Annotated in this window: 1 protein-coding gene; it reads left to right on the top strand. The window is 54.2% G+C overall.

Annotated elements, in window-relative coordinates; translation table 11 throughout:
* Window positions 1-57: 57 nt before the first annotated feature.
* A complete protein-coding gene (locus HMPREF2919_RS01725; protein WP_049340842.1) occupies window positions 58-795 on the top strand; it encodes a DUF6318 family protein in 738 nt (245 codons plus the stop codon).
* Window positions 796-871 lie beyond the last annotated feature (76 nt).

Here is an 871-nt window from a genome sequence, read left to right on the forward strand (position 1 = left end):
CCGCCCCGTGGAATAAACCCACGAGGCGGGCGCCACCACCGTAGATAGAGAGAACCCATGAAGAACGTAACCCGCCGATCCGCACTCGGCATGGTTGTAGCCGCCGGTGGCGCAACCCTCCTGGCAGCGTGCGGTGCTCAGCCGCAAGCAACCAGCGGCAACGCATCCGAGAGGGCATCCAGCAATGCATCCGGTAGCGCATCTGCTTCCGCATCTAAGAGCGTTCGTAGCGACTACTCCGGCGTTGCGGTCCTGGACGGCTACACTTCCAAGCCTGCAGGTTATAAGGAAGGTACCCGTACCGAGCCGCCCAAGAATGTTCCTGTACCTGTGAAGCCCGCTGTTGCTAACGAGAACAGCGTGGAAGGCTTCTACCAGTCCATTGCATTCTTTGGCGCCGCTTCTGAATATTATGGGCGTACCGGAAAGACTGAACCTTTGCGTGAAAGCGGTATTGATATTTCAGAATTGAAGACCACCCTTGAACCCACGCCTGGTAGCTTCGATGATGCTTTGCAAAAGGGGGAGGTCTGGCGCCAAGAACAAACTGTTACTGTCGCTATGAATACGCCTCAACCGACCCGCGATGGTGATAGCTATATCTGGAATGTAAAGATGGTTTTGGAGAACGGTGAGTTTGCTGTATACAAGGGGAAAGTGATGGAGTCTCCCAAGGAATACCGCAAAATTACTGGAGATGCCATCATTCGTGGAGTTTATGAGAATGGCGACTGGAAGCTTACAGTGAATCCGGTTGCTACTTCTAGTGCCACCGCATCGGCTTCCGCTTCCTAAAAACTTCAGTCTAGAAGCGTGTAGCTTCTACACCTAAAAGGAGCCCGCCCCGTGGAATAAACCCACGAGGCGGGCG

This window comes from Rothia sp. HMSC068E02 (genome assembly GCF_001813565.1).
In the GTDB taxonomy this organism is placed as follows: domain Bacteria; phylum Actinomycetota; class Actinomycetes; order Actinomycetales; family Micrococcaceae; genus Rothia.

Bases quoted from the DNA above. Each gene is read 5' to 3' on its own strand.
- HMPREF2919_RS01725 (WP_049340842.1), top strand. From the start codon at position 58: ATGAAGAACGTAACCCGCCGATCCGCACTCGGCATGGTTGTAGCCGCC.